Source organism: Deinococcus rhizophilus, from assembly GCF_030271215.1.
GTDB classification, from domain to species: Bacteria; Deinococcota; Deinococci; order Deinococcales; family Deinococcaceae; genus Deinococcus; species Deinococcus rhizophilus.
The window spans coordinates 1-17,988 of record NZ_JASNGB010000047.1 but is presented as its reverse complement, the minus strand read 5'-3'; the positions used below and the strand labels follow the sequence as shown (position 1 = coordinate 17,988).

The following is a 17,988-nucleotide window of genomic DNA, read 5'->3' as shown; positions in this document are numbered from 1 at the left end:
CCCCCAGGGCCGCGCCGATGGCCGCACCTTCCAGGGCGCCCCGCCTGCGCTCAGTCGGCATGCGCCTCCGGGGGCGGGTCGAGCTGCACCCGCATCCGGGGGTAGGCCACCTCCAGGCCCGCCGCGTCCAGGGCGGCGCGGGCGGCCTCCAGCACGCGCATGCGGGTCACCGGGTAGCTCGCCACCCCCTCGGCGCCGATCCAGAAGCGCAGCAGCAGCCGCACCCGGCTTTCCTCCAGCTCCTGCACGAGGACCACGGGCGGGGGGTCGTCCAGCACGCCGGGAAAGGTCTGGAGGACGGGCAGCAGCGCGGCCCGCGCCCGCTCCACCCCGCCCTCGTAGGCGACCCCCAGCGGGATGTTGAGCCGCAGCCGCCCGCCCACCGTCAGGTTCTCGACGACCGCGCCCGCCACGTCCTTGTTGGGAATGCTGACGTATTCGCCGTCGCGGGTCCGCAGCCGGGTGGTCCGCAGGGTCAGGCCCGCGACCTGGCCCTCGTGGTCCTCGGTGCGAATCCAGTCCCCGATGCGGAAAGGGCGGTCGAGCAGCAGCGTCACCCCGCTGATCAGGTTGGCGAGGATGTCCTGCGCGGCAAAGCCCACCGCCAGCCCCACCACCCCCAGCCCTCCCAGGATGGGCAACAGATCCATGCCGAACTGCGCCGACACGAGGTAGAGGCCCACCAGCACCCACACCGCCCGCGTGAGGTTGCGGGCCAGCAGCCGCAGGCTGGCGTCGAGGTCGAAGCGGTCGGCCTCCACCCGCAGCAGGTGCGACACGGCGCTCCAGCCCACGAACAGCAGCAGCAGCAGCAGGTAAGCCCGGAACACCGGGCGGCTCCAGTTCGACAGCCCCGGAAAGAGCGCCCCCACCGACAGCACCACCAGCAGCCCGAAGGTCAGCCGCAGCACGGTGCGCAGCAGGTGGCCCACCGTTCCCTGCGCGTCCGGCCGCACCAGCCGCTGCACCAGCGCCTGCCCTGCCCGCGACGCCAGCCGGAACATCAGGGCGTACACCAGCACCAGTCCCAGGGCGATCAGGGCATTCGCGCCGTAGGCGGCCAGCGCCCGCTCCACCTCGCGCCAGGTGTCTTGCAGCGCCGCCCACAGCGCGTCCAGCCCCAGCAGCCGCGAGGTGTTCACGTCGCCCGTCATGGAGGAAGTGTACCGGGGGCCGGGGAAGGAGGCCGGGGCCAGCGGGGACCACCGCCCCCGACCCCCCTCCCTATACTCCGGGCCATGACCCGCCGACCCGCCCTGCTCGCCGCGTTCGCCCTGGCTGCCGCCGCGCTGCTGGCCGCCGCGCTCGCGCTGACCTCGCGCTCCGGCACCCCCGCCGAGAGCAGCCCGGAGGTGCGCTTCGTGCGCGAGATGACCCAGCACCACGCGCAGGCGGTGGACATGGCGACCCGCCTGCGCGGGCGGACCCAGGACCGCACCCTGAGTTCCCTGACGCTGGACATCGTGCTCTCGCAGCAGGAGCAGATCGGGCAGATGCGCGGCTGGCTGACCCTCTGGGGCCTCCCGTGGGGCGGCAAGGGCATGAGCGCCGAGCACGCCCGCATGATGGGCATGGCGACCCCGGAAGAGCTGAACCAGCTTGACACCCTGCCCGTCGCGGACGCCGAGGCCCATTTCCTGCGGCTGATGATTCGCCACCACCAGGGCGCCCTGGCGATGGTCGAGCCCGCCCTCGGGGACCGGATTCGCCCGGAGGTCCGCACCCTCGCCCGGCAGATTCAGGCCACCCAGGGCGGCGAGATTCGCCTGATGGAAGACCTGCTCGCGCGGCGCGGGGAGAGCCTGCCGCCCCCACCGGAAGCGGCGCAGGGCGGGGAGCACGGGGGTCACTGAAGCCCAGACGACACGGACGCGGAGGGCACTTCCCCGCGTCCGTCTCCCCCTGGCCTGCGCCCTACTCGTCGTCCCAGCTCAGCTCATCGAGTGCCGGAGCCTTTCCCTCACGGCGTTCCTTGCGGCGGGCCTGCTTGCCCGACTTCTTCTTGGGGCGGGGCGGCAGTTGCAGTTCATAGGTGAGGGTGGGGTCACAGGGGGCCGTATGCTCGCCCAGCCGCTCGCCGGGATCGGCGGTGCGGAGGTTTCCCGCCGGGTGCAGGTGCCGCTCCGCGCAGTAGGGGCACTCGCCCACCACCCAGAACATCAGCCGGGTGCCGGGCAGGTCGCGCAGCGTCACGTAGGCGGGCCGGGGGCCCTGGCGGTCACGTTTGCCCATAGGCGGTCAGGCTAGAGGAGGCGGGGTGAGGGGAATGTGGGGAAAAGCCGTGCGGGCAAGATGTCTCTGCCCAAGGCTCCGCCTGTGCTACGCCTCCCCCTCCGTGTCGTCGCGCAGGTAGGTCACCACCGAGCGGCAGTGGATCAGGCCCGCGTGGGCGTAGAGGGCGCGGGCGGGGCGGGCGTGGTCGTGGGCACGGACCCGCAGGTCGCGCAGTTCGGGAAAGGCGGCGGCCTCGGCGGCGGCCAGGGCCAGCAGCACCCGGCCCAGGCCCTGCCCCCGCTCGGCGGGATGGACGGCGAGATAGGTCAGGTCGGCCCGCGAGGCTTCCGTGTTCAGCTCCAGCTCGGCGAATCCGGCGGGCTGCCCGGCGCGGGTCAGAGCGACCAGCCGCACGTCCTCGCGGGCGAAATGGGCCTGCAAGTCGGCGTCGGTCCATTCCAGACGGCCCGCCCAGCCGTCCTCGGCGGCGCGGTACAGGGCGCGGTAGGCGGCCGGGGCAAGGTGTTCCGTCGCCGCGTACCCCTGCGGAATGCGGGCATGGCGGGCCAGGTCAGCCACCCGCGCCGTGTAGAAGTCGGTGGTGTGCATGGGCGTGAAGCCGCACGCCTCCAGCGCCTCCCGCGCCCCGAGGTTGTCGCGGGCCGCGAAGGCGTAGACGGGCAGCCCGTCGGCCCGCTCCACCGCCCGCGCGAGCAGCCCGGGCAGGTCGCCGTCCCCCAGCGGCCCTTCCAGCACCAGTCCGTCCCGGAAGGGCGCGAGGCCGCAGTAGGCCTGTACCGCGCCGTCCATGTCCTCCGCGACGAGGCAGACCCGGTCCTCGCACTCGCCGCGCAACTCCTGCTCGTCGCGGGCGTCGGGCGCGAAGACCTCGCGCTCGGGGGCATCGTCCATCCAGGCCAGCAGGGCCAGCACATCGGGGGCATCGGTCGCTTGCATGGGGCGGATCATGGACAGACCTCCGGGAGAGAGCACGGGGCGGGGAGCCGGGGCGGACGGTGAGGATCACGTTCAGCCTAGAAAGTGCTGCCGCTCACGTCTGCCGGGCGCCTCACCCCGCGCCCCGATCCCCGCGTGCTATCTTCGGCGCATGCCCTGAAGCAGGGTGCGACGCCTTCCTTCCCCACCAACACGCCAGACGTGTGGACGGGGATTTTTGCGTTTCAGGGGGCGCGGATCTCAGCCCCCCGACTCTGGAAGGCTGACGGGAGGTTGCGCCCATGACCAGATCCCCCGATTCCAAACCGCGTTCCCGCAGCGGGGGCACCGACCTGCTCTCCTTGCGTGCCCAGCTTGCCCGCGCCGAGAAGGAAGCCCGCCGCGCCCCGACGCCGCCCCCCGCCCGGCCCGAGAACCTGCGCCTCAAGCCCGTGGGGCCCCAGCGCGAGGCCGAACTGGTCGGGGTGGACACCAGCGAACACAGCCTCTCGCGTGCCCACGCCCGGCTGCGCGACGCCGTGTACGAGGGCAAATATCACCTCTGTCCCCACGCCATCGGGCACGCCCGCGCCGAGGGCTTTCTGGAGCACGACATCGTTCAGGTGCTGGTGGCCGGGCGGGTGCGGGCCGTCTACCCGGAAGACCGCCGCTGGCTGGTGTGCGGCTATTTCGAGGCGTGCGGGGTGGCGCTGCCCCTGCACGTGGTCGTCGAGCACGCCGAGGGCGGCTACCTCGACGTGGTGACGGCCTTTGTGCCCAAGCAGCCGCACCACATCCTCTCGCGCGCCCGCCTCGCCGTGCTGCTGCGCTACGACGACGAGAGAATCCGGACGCGCACGGCCACGCCGGGCAACAAGCCGGGAAACCGCAGCAAGGGAAAGTGGAGGAAGGGGGCGTAGGCCGCCCCCGGCCACCGGCACCAGGACAGCAAGCCCCCGGCGCTGGCTGGGGCTTTGGTCTGCTGACGCCTGGTCGCTGACCGCCTGAAGCCTTACCCTCTCCCCCGTGACCCGCCTCGGCCTCTCGGACACCATCGCCGCCATCGCCACTGCCCCCGGCCACGCGGGGGTGGGCATCGTGCGGGTGAGCGGGCCGGACGCCCTGCGGGTGGCCGACGGCCTGTTCCGGGGGCGCGGACAACCCAGCCGGGCGCGGGGCGGGCGCTTCCTGTACGGGGAATTCGTGGCCCAGGGGGAGGAGCGGCTGGACGACGGTCTGTGCCTGGTCTTCCGGGGGCCGCACTCGTACACGGGCGAGGACGTGGCCGAACTCCAGACGCACGGCAGCCCGGCGGTGCTGGCGCGGGTGCTGGCGCGGGCGCTGGACCTCGGGGCGCGGCCCGCCCGGCCCGGTGAATTCACCCTGCGGGCCTACCTCGCCGGGCGGCTGGACCTCGCGCAGGCCGAAGCGGTGCTGGACCTCGTCAACGCGGGCACCGACACCGCCCGGCGGCAGGCGGCACTGGGGCTGTCGGGGGCGCTGGGGGAGCGGGTAGGCGGCATCGCGGCGGCCCTGACCCGCACCCTGGCCGCGATTCAGGCGATGCTGGATTACCCCGAGGAAGGCGTGCCCGAGGAGGAACGGGGCGTGCCGCTCGCGCAGGCCGGGGCCGACCTCGCGGCCCTCGTCGCCACCGCCCGCGCCGGGCAGGTCGCCACGCGGGGAGCGCGGCTGGCGCTGATCGGGCGGCCCAACGCGGGCAAAAGCAGCCTGCTCAACGCACTCCTGGGTTACGAACGCTCCATTGTGACCCCCATTCCCGGCACCACCCGTGACTACCTCGAAGCGCAACTCTCGCTGGCGGGCGTCCCCGTGACCCTGGTGGACACGGCAGGTCTGCGCGAGACGGGCGACGAGGTGGAGGCGGCGGGCGTGCGGCAGGCGGTGACGCTGGCGCAGGGCGCCGACCTCGTGCTGGCGCTGGAGGACGGCAGCCTGCCCCGTGAGCCGCTGCCGGTCGACCTGCCGCCGGGGGCGCGGGTGNCGGGCGACGAGGTGGAGGCGGCGGGCGTGCGGCAGGCGGTGACGCTGGCGCAGGGCGCCGACCTCGTGCTGGCGCTGGAGGACGGCAGCCTGCCCCGTGAGCCGCTGCCGGTCGACCTGCCGCCGGGGGCGCGGGTGATCCGGGTGCGGACCAAGGCCGACCTCCCCGCCGTCTGGGAGGACGCCGGAGCGCTGGCGGTCAGCGCCGTGACCGGCGCGGGCCTGCCCGAACTCCGGGAAGCCGTCCACGCCGCCCTGCTGGGCGACGCCGCGCGGGGCGAGGCCTGGCTCACCACCGAGCGGCAGGCCGACGCCGCTCGCCGGGCACTTGAGCACGTGCAGGCTGCCCGTACCCTCCCCGACGACCTCGCCGGGTATGAGCTGGAGGAAGCGCTGCGGGCCCTGGCCGAACTCACGGGCCGCGACGTGTCGGAGGACGTGGTGGACGCGGTGTTTCGCAACTTCTGCGTGGGCAAGTAGTCCGCAGCCGCCAGCTTCCGGCCGACAGCAAGACACCCCTCTCTCCTTGCGGGTGACTCGCAGAGCCGCGAAGTGGAGGGGTGCTGCGGAGCAGCGGGGCGAGGGGTCGCTCAGCCCTGCTCGGTGTCCTCGGAGGTCTCGTCACCGGGGATGGTGCTGGCCGGGTCGCTGGCGATCATGCTGCCTGCCGAGGCCACGTCCTGCTTGTCGAGGCCGCGTTCCTGGAACTCGTCGGCGAGCTTGGCCTCGGCGCGGGCGTCCTTGAGGGCGTCGCGGTGCTCATCGGTGCGGCCCATAAACTGGAGGTCCACATTGCTGATCTCCTCTTCGGTCTTGGGCACGTCCTTGCTCTGGTCGCGGTCGGTCATGGCCCCACGCTAGCAGGGCGCCCCGGGACGCGGGCTGAGCCTCCCTTTAGCGATTCAGGCCCCCAGCCGCAGCACGCTCTGGTTGCCGCGCAGCACGAACACCAGCACGCCCACCTCTGCCAGAATCCCGGCGCGGCGCTCCAGCTCGCGCACGGTGTCGGGGGCCCCCACCCACTGACGGCGGGGGTTCTCGCCGGGTTCGAGGTAAAACCCCTCGGGGATGGCGACGATGGAGACCCGGCTGGCGCGGGCGCGAGCGTGCATGGCCTGCTCGACCAGCTGGGGCGGGGCCTTCTGGGTCAGCACGATCAGGTTTCCGCCCGCGCGGGGCGGCGGAATGACGACAGGCTGGCCCACCACGCGGGGGTCTTGCGGCTCCAGCCGCGCCAGCAGCCGCAGCGCCGCCCGCAGCGCCTCCGGGGTGCGCCCGCTGGGAGTCGCCCCGGCGGGCGTCGCCACGCTGACGGGAAGGTCCAGCTCCAGCGCCTCCTGAATCAGGCTGCTCGCCAGCCGCACGGCGCTGTTCACATACACGTCGGTGCCGGAGGTGTCCACAAACACGGTCAGGCTGCTCGCGGCGGTGCGGTCGAGTTCGCGCACGGTGAGGTCACCTGTCCGGGCCGAGAGCCGCCAGTGGACCCGGCCCGGCGGATCGCCCGACACGTAGGGCCGCGCTCCCCGCAGGCTGATGGGGTCTTCGAGCCCCAGCGTCCGCGAGAGCTGGCCCTCGCTCAGCAGGGGCCGTAGCAGGTCGGGCAACACCAGCCCGTGGGTGCCGGGGTAGACCTCGATCACGGCGGGCACCCCCAGCGGCATGGAGCGCCAGAACAGCCCCAGCGGATCGGCCCAGCGCAGGGTCCCGCCCGGCCACGGGTACTCGCCCCGGCGGTTGAGCAGCAGCGAGCCGTCGAGTTCGGTCACCGTCTGCCCCAGCGTCAGCCCGCCCGCCGTGAGCACCTCGCTGGCCACCACCGAGAGGGGCGTCGGGTCCTCCACGATCACGCGCAGGGGCCGCCGGGTATCGATCTCGATGCGGACCCGGTAGGGCACGCGGGTGCCCTCGAAGCCCTGAGCGGGAAACTCACGGGTCAGCCGGACAGTGGGCGGCTTGCGCCCCAGGAACCACGCCAGCGCCACGCTGAGCAGCAGCGCCGCGAGCACCAGTCCCAGCGCCGCGAGGTTCACTGCGGGGGGCTCCCACCCTCAAGGGGGATGGGGAGCGGCGGGGCGGTGAGGCGAGCGCCTCCTCCCATCATCAGAGCGCCCCCGCCGCCTGGGCCGGGTCAGCCGGGACAGGCTCGGCCCGCAGGACGTCCGCGACCACGCTCTCGGGGGGCGTTCCGGCCAGCCGCGCCTCGATCCGCAGGCTGAGGCGGTGGGACAGGATCGCCGGGGCCGCCGCCTTGATGTCGTCGGGGACCACAAAGGCCCGGCCGTCCAGCGCCGCGAGCGCCTGCGCCACCCCTTGCAGGGCGAGGCTGGCACGCGGTCCGCCCCCCAGCGTGACCTGCGGGTGGCTGCGGGTCCGGGCCGTCAGGGCCGCCGCGTAACGCCGCAGCTCGTCCGAGACGCGCACGGCCTTCACCGCCGCCCGCGCCGCGAGCAGGTCCTCCGGCCCGGCGACGGGCCCCAGCGTGTCGATGGGGTGCGCTCCCTGCAGGCGGCCCAGCATCTGCACCTCTTCCTCCAAGGAGGGGTAGCCCACCGACAGCTTGAGCAGGAAGCGGTCGAGCTGCGCTTCGGGCAGGCGGTAGGTGCCCTCGTGCTCGACCGGGTTCTGGGTGGCGATCACCACGAAAGGCTGCGGCAGGCGGTGGGTCACGCCGGACTCGGTGACCTGCCCCTCTCCCATCGCCTCCAGCAGCGCCGACTGGGTCTTGGGGGTGGCGCGGTTGATCTCGTCGGCCAGCAGCAGCCCGGTGAAGATCGGGCCGGGCACAAACTCGAAAGTTCCGGTTGCCGGGCGGTACACGCTGACCCCGGTGACGTCGCTGGGCAGCAGGTCGGGCGTGAACTGAACGCGCCGGAAGGTCAGCCCCAGACTGGCGGCGATGGCGCGGGCCAGCATCGTCTTGCCGGTGCCGGGCGCGTCTTCGAGCAGGATGTGCCCTCCGGTCAGAATCCCGGCGAGGGTCAGGCGGGTGACCGCCTCCTTGCCCACGAGGACGCGGGCCACGTTGTCCCCCACGGCGCGGGCAAAGCGCTCCACGGCGGCAAGGTCGGCGGGTGGGGTCGGCAGGTCAGCGTGGGTCATGGGGTCTCCTGGGAGGGGGCTGTGTGGGAATCGGAACCGGCGGGGGCGTCGGGCAGCTTCAGCGGGCGGTACTCGGCGCTGAGGGCGGTGATGTCACGGGCGGCGGCCTCGGCAGAAGCGGCGTCTTCCTCGGTCACGCGGCCCCCGTAGCGCACCGGGGCATAGGCGGTGACCAGCGTGCCCAGCGGGGCGGCGAGGTCGGGCAGGTTCAGGCTGGCCCGCGCCGCGTGCTCGGCGGGCGTCTCGGACGGGCCGCGCCCCAGCCCCGCCGCCCCCAGCGCCGATTGCGCCGAGCGGTAGGCCAGCCGGACGCGGTGCAGGGCCTCGGGCTGGGCAGCAGCAGCGGCCTCGTCGGCGGACAATTCCACTTGCAGGTCGTCGTCGGTGGAGCGGCGCAGTTTCCAGGCGAAGATGAAGACCGCGACCGCGAACAGCAGGACGATGACAAACAGAATCCGGTTGACCCAGTGGGCGAAGGGGGCGAACCACGGAGGAAGGGTTTCTTCCAGCACGATCGTCTCGCCCATCGCTCCTGGCCCGCCCCCGGACGCCTCCCCGGTCCCGGCAAGGGCCGCCGTCACGATGGGAGACAGGCCATAGACCAGCATCATGACCCCCATCAGGACTATGCCGACCACCGCCGCAATCTCCCACCAGTGAAACCGCGTGGTCACAGGACCGGCCCGGACCGCACTGACCCGCCAGAAGAAAAAGACCATGGCAAGCAGCAGCAGCGACCCCCCCAGGAAGGCGAGATCGGTTCCGGGGAACTGTGCCCCGTTGGACGACCACCGGGTCACCACAGCTCCGCCCGGCGGCTCATTCGTCGGCTGCGCTCCCTCACCAGACGGGGACTGGGCGTCGCGGTCCGGGGTGCCCCTGGACTGTTCAACCGGGGGCGTGGAGGACGAGGCCCCACGTTCGCCCCCCCCGGCAGGTCCCAGCGCCAGCGTCCCCAGCGTGAGCGCCCCGGCCAGTACTGCGCCTACCAGCGCCGCATTCCATATGGCGCGGCCCGAACCTGTCAGGCGGCGGGCGGGCCGCTCCTCGCGCCCCTTGGAACCCAGGGCACACAGCAGCAGCGCGAGCAAGCCCAGACCCAGTCCCGCCGGAAGGCCGAACACCGGACTGGGGGCCAGGCCCAGGATGCCGGGCAGGAGCAATAGGGCGAGCCAGGCGATCCCTGCGGAGCGGCCAACCTCCAACATGCCCAGCGCAAAGTGCATGAGCAGCGCGGTCACCACCACCGGGAGAAACAGCGCCCCATACGCCAGCAACGCGGCCACGAAGCTCTCGTCGGGATTCGCTACCCGGCCCAGCAGCGGTATCAAAGTGACCCCCGCTGCCAGCAGCAGCAGCGGCACCCGCACAACCTCGGCGGCCTGATCGAAGCGGATCAGGAGCAGCACGAGGAAGAAAGCGAGCACGCCCCACCACGGTAGCCACGAGGCCGCCACGAAAGGCGCGGCCAGCAGCAGCCAGGAGCGGTCGGGGCGCCAGGGCCGCCGGGCAGGAGGAACAGGAAGAGTCGTCATGCGGGGAGCCTCAGCCTAGCGCAGGGACCGCCGCGCCGGGAGCAGAAATGGGACGGACCAGCCGGGCCACGCTGCGGGCGGCGGCCTCGGCCTGCGCCGCGCCTTCCTCGGAGGCCAGCAGGCCGTAGCGGACCGGGACATAGAGGGCCAGAAGCTGCCGCAGCGGTTCGGCCAGGTCGGGCAGGGTGAGCGCGACCCGCGCGGCATGTTCGCCGGGCGTCTCGTTCGGAGCGCGGCCCAGGCCCACCTGCGTCAGCGAGGCCAGGGCGGAGCGGTAGGCCATCCGGACCCGGTGCAGGGCGGTGGTGTCCTCCGGGGCAGGAGTGGGCAAAGGCTCCGGGCCGTCTGCCTCCGGCTGGGCCGGACGGGTCAGGTGCCAGCCGACCCAGACCAGCGCCGCCGCCGCAAGAAGCAGCAGCGCGAACGCCACGGTGTTCAGGGTGTTCAGCCATTCCTGCTTCTGGTAGGGGCGGATGCTGCCGCCTCCCTGCTCGCTCAGGAGGCCAGCCGGGCCATCCCCGCCCAGCTTGGCGTAGCCGCCAGAGGGCGAGAGCGCCGCCGGGTCCCCGGTCAGGGAGCCCAGCACCAGCAGGCCACCCGTGAGCAGCAGCCCTGCCAGCGCCGCAAGTTCCCACCACGCGGGACGGCGGCCCCGACTGCGCGGGCTCCGAGTTCGCCACATGATCCAGACGACCGCCAGCATGACCAGCAGGCCGCCCAGAATCACCTTGTCGTTGTCGAGGTTGCGGGAGTCGACCGGGGCGTACCGCCGCGTCTGGTTCGACCCCAGCCCCTGGGGGTAGCGGTTCTCTCCGTTGCTGCCGAGTTGCCGCTCGAACTCGAAGTCTCCGCCGATGCGTGCCTGCACCCGCGACAGCTCGCCGCGCTCCGTCTCCCACGCGGGCGGGGTGGGCAGCGGCAGGCTCAGCACCGTGAGCAGCGCGGCCGAGCCTGCCCCGGCAACCAGCAGCCAGCGCAGCGCCGGGCCCTGCCCGCCCAGGGGCCGCAGCGCCCGGTCTTCCGGTCCCGGTGCCCCCAGCACGGCCAGCAGCAGCGCGAACAGGCCTGCACCCAGCCCCAGCGAGAGTCCCGGGCCTCCGCCGAGCAGCGCGGCCCCCAGCAGGAGCAGTCCCAGCTCCCCGGTGCCCAGGAACCGCCGCCCGCCTTCCAGCGCCCGCAGGCCCCCGGACAGCAGGACGACCCCCAGCAGCAGCGGGAACGCGGTCCGCGCGGCGGCGACCAACTCCGAGAAGTCGGACGCGGCGAGCAGGCCCGGCACGCTGCCCAGCCCGGCCAGCAGCAGCAGAAGCAGCAGGCGTGCCCCCGCCGCCGGACGCCCCGGACGGGTCAGCGCGAGAACGGCCATGCTGGCCGCCACCAGCCACAGCGGCCAGAGGCTGAGGCCCACGAGGGGCGCGGCGAGCAGCAACCACGAGCGGTCGAAGGAGCGGGGAGGCGAGCGGGCGGGATCGGCGGTCATCGTCACGGGTGGCCTCCGGGTGGGTGGGGCAAAAGGGGGCGGGCGGTGGGGGAGCGTCCGGCCTCTGGAGTGCTGCAGTGCCGTGTGCTCCCGGGTACGCGGGCCGTCACGCGGACGTTCCGGTCTCCCCGCAGGGTGAGGCTGTGCCGAGGTCTGTCCCCAGGGTAACAGCACCCGTCCCGGCCCACTGCCGCATATGCGGCCCTGAACGCCAAAGCCCCCGCCACGGGGGACGGGGGCCGGAGACGTTGGGAAGCTCAGTCCAGGAAGTCGCGCAGCTTGCGGGTGCGGCTCTCGTGGTACTTGAGCTTGCGCAGCGCCTTGTTCTCGATCTGGCGGATGCGCTCGCGGGTCACGCTGAAGCGCTGGCCGACCTCCTCGAGCGTGTGCTCGCGGCCGTCGACCAGTCCCTTGCGGAACTTCAGGACCATCGCTTCTCTTTCCGTGAGCTTGGAGAGGGCCTTTTCCAGTTCCTCGGAGAGCAGCGTCTTGGCGGCGTTGTCCACCGGGGAATCGAGGTTCTCGTCGGGGATGAAGTCGCCGTAGAACGAGTCCTTCTCGTCGCCGATGGGCGTTTCGAGCGACACCGGCTCCTGGGAGACCTTCTGCACCTCCTCGACCTTGTTGGCGTCCCAGCCGGGGCCCATCGCCTCGGCAATTTCCTCGTAGGTCGCCTCGCGCGAGAGTTCCTGCTGAAGCTGGCGGGCGGTGCGGGTCAGCTTGTTGATCGTCTCGACCATGTGCACCGGGATACGGATGGTGCGGGCCTGGTCGGCGATGGCGCGGTTGATCGCCTGACGAATCCACCACGTCGCGTACGTACTGAACTTGTAGCGGCGGCGGTACTCGAATTTCTCGACCGCGCGGATCAGGCCCTGGTTGCCCTCCTGGATGAGGTCGAGGAACCCCAGCCCGCGCCCGGTGTACTTCTTGGCGATAGACACCACGAGGCGCAGGTTGGCCTCGATCAGCCCTTGCCGGGCCGCCGCGCCGTCTTCCATCTGGCGCATCAGGCGGCGGCGCCCGCGGTCGTCGAAGGTGTCGCCCTCCTCCTCCAGCCGCTTGCGGGCCTCCTCGCCCTCCTCGATGCGGCGGGCGAGCGCGATCTCCTCTTCAAGGGTCAGCAGCGGCACCCGGCCGATCTCGTGGAGGTACTGCCGCACCGGGTCGTTGGACACGGCGCGGGGCATGTCGTCGAAGTACTTTTCCTCGTCGTCGGGCTCCGTAGCGGCGGTCGCGACCGGCCCCTCCGTCTCCTCCTCGAGTTCGTCGTCGTCCTCGCCCTCGTCCTGCACCTCGATCTGCTGGGCGGCGAGGAAAAGCTGCATGTCCTCGAACGCCTCGGCACTCTCGGGGTCCAGACCCGAGGCTTCGAGGGCCACCGACAGCGCCGCCGCGATCTCGTCGCTGGTGAGGACGCCCGCCGCCTTGCCCGTCTTCAGCAGTTCCTGAATGGAGGGGTGCGCGTAGTAGGGCTTGTCGGCGGGCACAGTGACCGCAGCCTTGGCAGAGGCAGCGGCCTTGCTCGCTGCCGGGGTCTTGGCGGCCTTGCGCGGCGCCGGAGCGGGAGCAGCCTCGGCGACAGCAGTGGCGTCGGTGGTGGCGTCGGTGGCAGTGCTCTCGGCCGTCTGGTTCTCGGCCGTCTGGGCCGGGGCCACCGCCCCGGGAGCAGGCGCGGCCTTCTTGCGGGCGGGGGCCTTCTTGGGAGCGCTGGGCGCGGGGGCGGGGGCGGCCTCTGCCCCGGCCACGGGAGCCGGAGCGGCGGCGGCCTTGGGCTTGGCGGCCTTGCGGGGCTTGGGAACGGCGGGGGCCACCGCCACCGTCTCGGCCACTTCGGGGGCCGGAGCGGCGGGCGCGGAAGCCTTGGTGCGGGCGCGTGCTCGGGTGGGTTCTGCCATGCGGACTCCTGGGGCGCCGGGGCCGGTGCGGGGTGGGCCGGGAATGGGCCAGTAAAGGAACAAGGGGCCACCGCCGGAAACCTGGCGTGCGGGAGAGAAACGGTGGGGGGGAAACTTCGGCGCCTGTGGCCGGGACCCTGGGGGCGCCGGGGTCTGGAACGGGTCAGTCTAGCAAAGACCCCCCAGCCCCCCGGGAGCTGCCTCACGGTCGCGCGGCCACACGCAGGGGAATCACAGGTACGGCCCCCCACAGCCAGAAGTTCCCGCCCAGGCCCGGAGCAGGGGCCGACGGGTTCCTGAACTCCGGGCCTGGCCCCCGGGGGATGCCCCGTGATTGACACCCCCAGCCGGGGAGAGTAGCCAGGTACCGACAACGACTGTTTTGGAACCGCTTCCGCAACGGGGGTGGGCTGCCCAGTGGGTTGCCCTGGGCCAGGTTCCAGACAGCGGAGGAGAACCCCATGAAACGAGCGCTTGCCAGCCTCAGCCTGACCCTCGCCTGCGCCGCCGTGAGCCAGGGCACGGCCGCCACCCTGACCTTTGCCTGCGACTCGGTGGGCCAGGGCTACGACGAATGCAAGAAGGGCGCCGACGCCTGGGCCAAGCGGACAGGCAACACCGTCCGGCTGATTCAGGTTCCCAAGGAGACCGACTCGCGTCTGGCGCTGTACCAGCAGCAGCTCGGCGCCCGCTCGGCCGACGTGGACGTGTACATGATCGACGTGGTGTGGCCGGGACTCATCGGGCAGCACCTGCTGGACATGAAAAAGTACATCCCGGCGGCGGAGGTCAGCCGTCACTTCCCGGCGATCGTCCAGAACAACACCATCGGCGGCAAACTGGTCGGCATGCCGTGGTTCACGGACGCGGGCGTGCTGTACTACCGCACTGACCTGCTGAAGAAGTACGGCTACAAGGCACCCCCCAAGACCTGGAACGAGCTGGCGACGATGGCCCAGAAGATTCAGGCGGGCGAGCGCAAGGCCAACTCGCGCTTCGTGGGCTTCGTGTTCCAGGGCAAGAACTACGAGGGCCTGACCTGCGACGCACTGGAATGGATCGCGTCCTTTGGCGGCGGGACCATCGTGGACGGCATCGGCAAGGTGACGGTCAACAACGCCAAGACGGTGCAGGCGCTGCAGGCGATTCAGGGGCTGGTGGGCACCGTGTCGCCCCAGGCCGTGACCACCTACGGCGAGGAAGAGGCCCGCAACGTGTGGCAGGCGGGCAACGCGGCCTTTATGCGCAACTGGCCCTACGCCTACGCCGCCGGGCAGCAAAAGGACGACCCCAAGACCAAGGAGAACGAGGCCTCGCCCATTCGCGGCAAGATCGGCGTGGCCGCGCTGCCCGCGGGTCCCGGGGGCAAGCCTGCCGGAACGCTGGGCGGCTGGCAGCTGGCCGTGAACGCCTACTCCAAGAATCCCAAGGAAGCCGCTGACCTCGTACGCTACCTCACGGGCCTGCAAGAGCAGAAGCGCCGCGCGGTGCAGGCCAGCTACAACCCCACCATCGCCTCGCTGTACAAGGACAAGGACGTCCTCAAGGCCGTGCCCTTCTTCGGCAGCCTGTACGACGTGTTCACCAACGCGGTGGCCCGCCCCGCGACGGTCACGGGCAGCAAGTACAACCAGGTCAGTGACGCGTTCAGCACCGCCGTGTACAGCGTGCTGACCAAAAAGAGCGCTCCTGGCCCGGCCATGAAGACCCTCGAAGGCCAGCTCAACCGCATCAAGGGCCGCGGCTGGTAAAGACCCCGCGCAGGCGGCCTCTGCACGCGCCGCCTCCCGGAGTCCGGGTGCCCCCACAGCCGGGGCACCCTTTTTGCTTCCCCACTTCCTGCCTTCCCCCCGAGGTGCCTGCGATGACCACTCCCCTTCCCTCCCGCCCCACGGCAACCCCCGCGCGCACGGGCCGGGGGCTGCAAGCCAACCGCACCCGCGTGGCGCTGCTGTTGCTGGTGCCCATGCTGGTGGTGCTGGCCGCCGTCGCGGGGTACCCGCTGCTGCGGACCATCTACCTGTCGTTTACCGAGTACAACATCCTGACCGACCCGGCCCCGAAATGGATCGGGCTGGGCAACTACTGGTTTACCACCGAGGACGGCGTGGGCCTGGGCGTGCTGCAGATCCCCGAGTGGTGGCAGTCGGTGTGGAACACGGTCAAGTTCACGGTGGGCAGCGTGCTGCTCGAAACCGTGCTGGGGCTGGCCTTCGCGCTGATCATCAATTCCAAGATCCGGGGCCGGGGCCTGCTGCGCACCGCGATCCTGGTGCCGTGGGCGATTCCCACGGTGGTCAGCGCCCAGATGTGGAACTGGATGTACAACGACTCGTTCGGGATCATCTCGGACTGGGGGCGGCGGCTGGGCTTCCTGGAAGCGGGACAGTCCTTCCTGAGCAATCCCGACACGGCGCTCGCGGCACTGGTCGCGGTGGACGTCTGGAAGACCACGCCCTTCATGGCGCTGCTGCTGCTCGCGGGGCTCCAGACCATTCCGGGCGACATGTACGAGGCCGCCGACGTGGACGGCGCTTCCCCCTGGACCCAGTTCTGGCGGCTGACGCTGCCGCTGCTGACGCCCGCCCTGCTCGTCGCCCTGATCTTCCGCACGCTGGACGCCCTGCGGGTCTTCGACATGCCCTTTATCGTGAAGGGCAACGCCCCCGAGACGATCACCATGAGCATCTACGCCCGGCAGGAGCTGATCCTGAACTCGCAGTTCGGCTTCGGCAGCGCGATCAGCGTGCTGATCTTCCTGATCATCATGGTGTTCACGGCGATCTACGTGACCAGCCTGCGCGTGAAGTTCGACTGAGATGCATTCCGGTGGAACAGGTTCTGTCCCTGTTCCATCCGAGCAGAGCAAGCAGGAACAAGGCGGTCGCCGGGAAAGGAGTGGACGAATCGGTGCTTCCCCGATTCGGTCACGGATTGGACGGCGACTGCCCGGAGGTGAGGCGATGAATTCCAAGAATCCAGTGGTCCGTACCGTCACGCTGATCCTCTTCTGGTTGGTGGTCGCCGTGGTGCTGTTCTACGTTCTTTTCCCGTTCTACTGGGCGATCAAGACCAGCCTGACGAGTTCGGCGCGGCTCTCGGCCGAGGCGCTGCAGTGGTTTCCCAGCGTGGCAAGCTTTCAGAATTTCGTGGACGTGTTCATCACGGCCCCCTTCGGCCGCAACCTGCTCAACAGCGTGGTCGTGGCGACGGGCACGGTGCTGCTGAGCCTGCTGCTCTCGGTGCTGGCCGCCTACGCGCTGGGCAAGTTCCGCTTTCAGGGCAAGACCATCCTGATGTACCTGATTCTGGCCGTGAGCGTCTTTCCGCAGATCGCGGTGCTGTCGGGGCTCTACACCATGATCCAGACCTTCGGGCTGTACAACTCCTGGGGCGGGCTGATCCTGTCGTACATGATCTTCACGCTGCCCTTCACGGTGTGGACGCTGACCGCCTTCGTGCGCGAGATTCCCACCGAGCTGGAGGAGGCGGCCTACGTGGACGGCGCCTCGCCGCTGCAAACCCTCTTTCAGGTGCTGCTCCCGGTGATGACCCCGGCGCTGGTCACCACCGGGCTGCTGGCCTTTATCAATGCCTGGAACGAGTTCCTGTTCGCGCTGACTTTCACGACCGACGCTGCCGCCGCCACGGTGCCGCCCGCCATCGCCAACTTCACCGGGGCCTCGCAGTACGAGAGTCCCTTCGGGCTGACGATGGCCGCCAGCGTCATCGTGACGGTTCCGCTGATCCTCCTGGTGCTGATCTTCCAGCGCAACATCGTTTCCGGCCTGACGGCGGGGGCGGTCAAGGGCTGATACGGGGTTCGTCGGTTTCGTTAGCACCCTGGCACAGCACCGGTGTGCCCACTCCACGCCCGGCACCCGTGTCTCTCCCACTCGCCCTGCTCGGATGAAATCACTGCGTCGACGATTCCATCGGGGTCCGTACGGGGGAGGAGCGGCCAGCCAAACGACCAGAGGGAGGCCCCAGCCGATGCCGGGGCCTTCTCGCTGTCTCTGCCGCAGCCTGACCGCTTTCCCTACGGCAGCACCGGGTACAGGTCCACCCGTCCGCCGGGCCGCACGTCCTCGCGGGCGGCGATGGCGACGGCGGCGCTGGAGCCCGAGCGGCTGCTCAGCCGGGTCAGCAGGTCCACGAACTCGTTGACGCCGAGACCACCGTCGGTGATGTACTCGGCGGGCACGCCCCGGGTGGTGAGGTGAATGACCGTGTCCTGCACGAGGTCCTGAATCTGGTTCTGGACGGTGCGGGAGTCCCCCAGGGTCACGGTCGCCCGGCGGATGGTCTGCCCGCCCCGGTACAGGACGCTGTTGGGCCGGGCCGCGCAGGTGAGGTCCACCGGAAAACCCACCGCCGTGTTGTTGGCCGCGCGGCACTGCACGAAGGCGCTGGCGTTGAGCCCGCGCAGGCTGATTTCGAGGCGCTCGCGGGCCGCCGCGTTCAGGCGGGCGGGCGGCGTGCCCCTGGCCCCCCGGCCCGCCGCCGCCACCGCCGCGCTCTGCAGAAAGGCGTCGAGATTGCGCACGCCCGGCACCACCCCCGCGTACACGAGGTCGTTCTTGGGATAGGCGAGGTCGGCGCTGCGGCTGGCGCTGAGTTCGTCGCGGGTGCTGGAAAACTCGTCTTGCAGGCGGTCGAGGCTGTCACGGGCGCTGGCGAGGTCGCGCCCGAGCGTCGCGTTGGCGGTTCGCAGTTCGGCCTGCTGCGTCCGCAGGCTGGCGAGTTCGCTGGCTGCCGCGTCGCGCTCGCCCACCAGCCGGGCACGTTCGGCCGCCAACGTGTCGCGCTCGCGGGCCAG

15 protein-coding genes and 1 pseudogene are annotated in these 17,988 nt (G+C 71.4%); 6 read left to right on the top strand and 10 right to left on the bottom strand.

The genetic code is table 11. From position 1 onward, the window contains the following. Window positions 1-50: 50 nt before the first annotated feature. On the bottom strand, window positions 51-1,154 hold the full coding sequence (locus QOL99_RS07195; protein ID WP_285522598.1) for a mechanosensitive ion channel family protein: 1,104 nt from the start codon (window positions 1,152-1,154) through the stop codon (window positions 51-53). Window positions 1,155-1,238: 84 nt separating this feature from the next. Between QOL99_RS07195 and QOL99_RS07190 the strand changes: the two genes are divergently transcribed. After that, a complete protein-coding gene (locus QOL99_RS07190; protein WP_285522596.1) occupies window positions 1,239-1,853 on the top strand; it encodes a DUF305 domain-containing protein in 615 nt (204 codons plus the stop codon). A 61-nt stretch (window positions 1,854-1,914) separates the two neighbouring features. Here the strand turns inward: QOL99_RS07190 and QOL99_RS07185 are convergent, their stop codons facing one another. Both QOL99_RS07185 and QOL99_RS07180 read right to left on the bottom strand, forming a co-directional pair. Beyond that, on the bottom strand, window positions 1,915-2,232 hold the full coding sequence (locus QOL99_RS07185) for a hypothetical protein (protein ID WP_285522594.1): 318 nt from the start codon (window positions 2,230-2,232) through the stop codon (window positions 1,915-1,917). Between the two features lie 87 nt (window positions 2,233-2,319). Continuing rightward, entirely contained in the window at window positions 2,320-3,183 is an 864-nt protein-coding gene (locus QOL99_RS07180; RefSeq protein ID WP_285522592.1) for a GNAT family N-acetyltransferase, read from the bottom strand. Window positions 3,184-3,452: 269 nt separating this feature from the next. Here QOL99_RS07180 and QOL99_RS07175 point away from each other — a divergent pair, with 269 nt between their 5' ends. Continuing rightward, window positions 3,453-4,070, top strand: a complete 618-nt coding sequence (locus QOL99_RS07175) for a DUF4258 domain-containing protein (RefSeq protein WP_285522590.1) — start codon at window positions 3,453-3,455, stop codon at window positions 4,068-4,070. A gap of 106 nt (window positions 4,071-4,176) precedes the next feature. Then, window positions 4,177-5,634: a tRNA uridine-5-carboxymethylaminomethyl(34) synthesis GTPase MnmE gene (mnmE, locus tag QOL99_RS07170; protein WP_285522589.1), complete on the top strand. Its 1,458-nt coding sequence runs from the start codon at window positions 4,177-4,179 to the stop codon at window positions 5,632-5,634. 110 nt (window positions 5,635-5,744) lie between these two features. Here the strand turns inward: mnmE and QOL99_RS07165 are convergent, their stop codons facing one another. The 6 genes from QOL99_RS07165 to rpoD form a co-directional block, all read right to left on the bottom strand. Further along, window positions 5,745-6,002, bottom strand: a complete 258-nt coding sequence (locus QOL99_RS07165) for an M-like protein (protein WP_285522588.1) — start codon at window positions 6,000-6,002, stop codon at window positions 5,745-5,747. A gap of 54 nt (window positions 6,003-6,056) precedes the next feature. Next, window positions 6,057-7,187 carry a DUF58 domain-containing protein gene (locus QOL99_RS07160; RefSeq protein WP_285522587.1) on the bottom strand — a complete coding sequence of 377 codons (1,131 nt, stop codon included), beginning with the start codon at window positions 7,185-7,187 and terminating at the stop codon, window positions 6,057-6,059. Window positions 7,188-7,257: 70 nt separating this feature from the next. Next, complete coding sequence (locus tag QOL99_RS07155; RefSeq protein WP_285522586.1) at window positions 7,258-8,256, bottom strand: AAA family ATPase; 999 nt, start codon at window positions 8,254-8,256, stop codon at window positions 7,258-7,260. Then, a complete protein-coding gene (locus QOL99_RS07150) occupies window positions 8,253-9,791 on the bottom strand; it encodes a DUF4129 domain-containing protein (protein WP_285522585.1) in 1,539 nt (512 codons plus the stop codon). Before QOL99_RS07150 ends, QOL99_RS07155 begins: the two co-directional genes overlap by 4 nt. Window positions 9,792-9,801: 10 nt before the next feature. Next, window positions 9,802-11,271 (bottom strand): DUF4129 domain-containing protein, encoded by a 1,470-nt coding sequence (locus QOL99_RS07145; RefSeq protein ID WP_285522600.1) that lies wholly within the window; start codon window positions 11,269-11,271, stop codon window positions 9,802-9,804. A gap of 257 nt (window positions 11,272-11,528) precedes the next feature. Further along, complete coding sequence (gene rpoD / locus QOL99_RS07140) at window positions 11,529-13,169, bottom strand: RNA polymerase sigma factor RpoD (protein WP_285522584.1); 1,641 nt, start codon at window positions 13,167-13,169, stop codon at window positions 11,529-11,531. A gap of 461 nt (window positions 13,170-13,630) precedes the next feature. Between rpoD and QOL99_RS07135 the strand changes: the two genes are divergently transcribed. The 3 genes from QOL99_RS07135 (at window position 13,631) to QOL99_RS07125 (ending at window position 16,984) form a co-directional block, all read left to right on the top strand. Further along, a complete protein-coding gene (locus QOL99_RS07135) occupies window positions 13,631-14,920 on the top strand; it encodes an ABC transporter substrate-binding protein (RefSeq protein ID WP_285522583.1) in 1,290 nt (429 codons plus the stop codon). 113 nt (window positions 14,921-15,033) lie between these two features. Beyond that, window positions 15,034-15,987: a carbohydrate ABC transporter permease gene (locus QOL99_RS07130; RefSeq protein ID WP_285522581.1), complete on the top strand. Its 954-nt coding sequence runs from the start codon at window positions 15,034-15,036 to the stop codon at window positions 15,985-15,987. Between the two features lie 145 nt (window positions 15,988-16,132). Further along, the gene (locus tag QOL99_RS07125; RefSeq protein ID WP_285522579.1) at window positions 16,133-16,984 is read left to right on the top strand and encodes a carbohydrate ABC transporter permease; all 852 of its coding nucleotides are present in this window, start codon (window positions 16,133-16,135) and stop codon (window positions 16,982-16,984) included. Between the two features lie 224 nt (window positions 16,985-17,208). Here QOL99_RS07125 and QOL99_RS07120 read toward each other — a convergent pair. Then, a pseudogene (locus QOL99_RS07120) lies at window positions 17,209-17,988 on the bottom strand (DUF3084 domain-containing protein); the annotation flags it as partial.